General features: G+C 39.7%; 2 protein-coding genes. Both read right to left on the bottom strand.

All coding sequences use genetic code 11. From position 1 onward, the window contains the following. Positions 1 to 109: penicillin-binding transpeptidase domain-containing protein (locus ADICYQ_RS31325; RefSeq protein ID WP_498366140.1), on the bottom strand; the 109-nt coding region annotated here is incomplete at its 3' end. Beyond that, positions 106 to 615 carry a penicillin-binding transpeptidase domain-containing protein gene (locus ADICYQ_RS31320; protein ID WP_262485383.1) on the bottom strand — a complete coding sequence of 170 codons (510 nt, stop codon included), beginning with the start codon at positions 613 to 615 and terminating at the stop codon, positions 106 to 108. The genes ADICYQ_RS31320 and ADICYQ_RS31325, both read right to left, overlap by 4 nt. Positions 616 to 648 lie beyond the last annotated feature (33 nt).

The raw sequence follows: 648 nt of genomic DNA, 5'->3' as shown, positions 1-648 counted from the left end.
AGTAAAATGTTTCCGCTGTTCCCGTTTTCCCTGATACATCTTCTGTAAACGTATTTTTTGCTGTCCCTGAAGAAGTGACTAATTTCATGCCTGTTTGTACTTGTTTCAAATCACTCTCTGAATTATTAATCTTATTGAGTACTTTAGGTTTCCTATGTTCAATCGCCTTACCCAGCTGGCTTTTTTTCCTGGCTTATGAATACTTGTGACGATTCTAGGCTGAACACGATAGCCACCATTGGCGATTACTGAGATGTATTGAGCCATTTGAAGCGGTGTGTATGTATCGTATTGGCCAATTGCTAAGTCTAAAATTAATCCTCCTACAGTTTTAGGTGTGGTTTGCATTCCGGCTGATTCCTGCGGGAGATCAATACCTGTCTTTACTCCCAGACCAAACTGGCTGTAATAGTTTCTCATTTTCAGTAGATCGTTCTGATCAGCCGGGAGAGATCCATGCGGCTTGTATGTTACGCCTGCAATATGCATGGCAACATTGAACATATATACGTTTGAACTTTTTTGCAATGCGGTTAATTCATTGATGGTTCCCATATTAGTATAAGATTTTTTATAAGATTCGTTCCTAAAAGCATTGGAGCATCGACATAATATTTATAATGCGGAATTCCGTCCTGATAGCCGGCT

Source organism: Cyclobacterium qasimii M12-11B (assembly GCF_000427295.1).
GTDB classification, from domain to species: domain Bacteria; phylum Bacteroidota; class Bacteroidia; order Cytophagales; family Cyclobacteriaceae; genus Cyclobacterium; species Cyclobacterium qasimii.
Note: the sequence above shows the minus strand (reverse complement) of the source record. Positions and strands in the feature narration are given on the sequence as shown.